The following is a 1,492-nucleotide window of genomic DNA, read 5'->3' as shown; positions in this document are numbered from 1 at the left end:
CCCGGGAGGATATCGAGGTTAGGGCTGATATCGGATCGCTGGACCATGTCGAACAACTCCACGTGATCCGGGTCGCTAAGGTAGTTCGTGATGCCCTCCATCTTACGGGAGATATTGAACACCTTGTTCAGGCCCGGCTTGCGGATGTCCATACCGACCACCACCACCCTCTTGCCCAAGTAAGCCAAGCTCACCGCCAAGTTGCCAGCGACGAAAGACTTGCCCTCGCCCGGTTGCGTGGAGCTGAAAAGGATCACACGCTCGTCCTTGCCTAGCATGAACAAGAGGTTCGTGCGCAACCCCCGGAACATCTCCTCCATCAGGTCGTTCTTGTTCTCACGCACCACGATCGAGCCCTCACCCGTCTTCTTGACCAACGGGAGCTCCGCCAAAATAGCCACGCCCGTGATCGCCTCAACGTCCTCACGGTTCTCGATCTTGTATTTCAACAGGTCATGAAGGTAGACAATGCCCACCGGGATCGCCAGGCCCAAGATCAACGCCGCAAGCATGAAGACCATCCTCTTCGGGGCGACAGGACGCTCATCGGCGAGCGGCTCCTCGATGATGCGGCCGTTGTTCGCCGTGGCTGCCAGCGTGATGGCGTTCTCCTCACGCTTCTGCAACAGCATGACGTACAACGTGGCCTTGATCTCCTGCTGGCGGGAGATCGTCATGAACTCCTTCTCCTGCCTCGGGGCGTCGCTGATGCGGCTCTCGAACTTGCTCGCCTGACGGTCGATGTCCGCCTTGGCGATCTGGAGCCCCCTCAAGACACTGTTCACCGTCGTCCTCACGTTGCGGCGCATAGCCTCGATGCCGGCGTTCATGTTGATGATGGCCGGGTTGCTGTCCGAAGAGGTACGCAACAGGCGCTTGCGCTCGATGATCATCGTGTTGTACTGGTCGATGACAGAGGTGAGGTTTTGATCCCGCAGGCCCACGTTGGCAGGGATCACCTCGTCCATGTTCGCAGGATCGTCGATATAATTGCGGAGATACTGCACCAAGTTGATCTGCGTGGCGTTCTCCGTACGTTGTTGCTCATACCTCGAGCTTTCCTGCAAAGCCATCTGGGCGTCGCTCGTCAAATTCGTCAGGCCGGAGCGTTGCTTGAAGGCAGCGAGCTCGCTCTCCGTAGTGCCCAGCTCGCCGTTGATGATGCCGATGCGCTCCTCGATGAACTCGGCCGTCTTCTGCGCCACCTCGTTCTTCTCGTCGTTGGCGTCCTGGTTGTAGAACGACACCAAGCGATTGATGAAGTCCACGCCTCGTCGCCTCACCGTGTTCCTCAAGGATACCTTGGCGATCGTCGTCGTCTTGGACGAGGGCGTCACGCTCAACTCCTTGCCGTAAGCCTCGGCAGTGGACGTGGGGGTATGGACGTGGGCGACCAGCTCGATCTCCCCGCCCTCCAACTCCGGTATGGAATCCATGCACGTGAAACTGAAAACCCCCACGGGGGTGGGCAATATGGCGGGGAGCCTGTCGA

General features: G+C 59.0%; 1 protein-coding gene. It reads right to left on the bottom strand.

Annotation, left to right across the window (positions count from 1 at the left end; translation table 11 throughout):
- Positions 1–1,492, bottom strand: a 1,492-nt coding sequence (locus DW033_RS24205) for a GNVR domain-containing protein (RefSeq protein WP_305036341.1), incomplete at both ends; no start/stop codon positions are given.

Origin of the sequence: Parabacteroides sp. AF39-10AC, from assembly GCF_003635405.1 — a bacterium.
Classification (GTDB): Bacteria; Bacteroidota; Bacteroidia; order Bacteroidales; family Tannerellaceae; genus Parabacteroides; species Parabacteroides distasonis.
The sequence above is the reverse complement of the archived record's forward strand: the minus strand, read 5'-3'. Positions and strand labels throughout refer to the sequence as shown.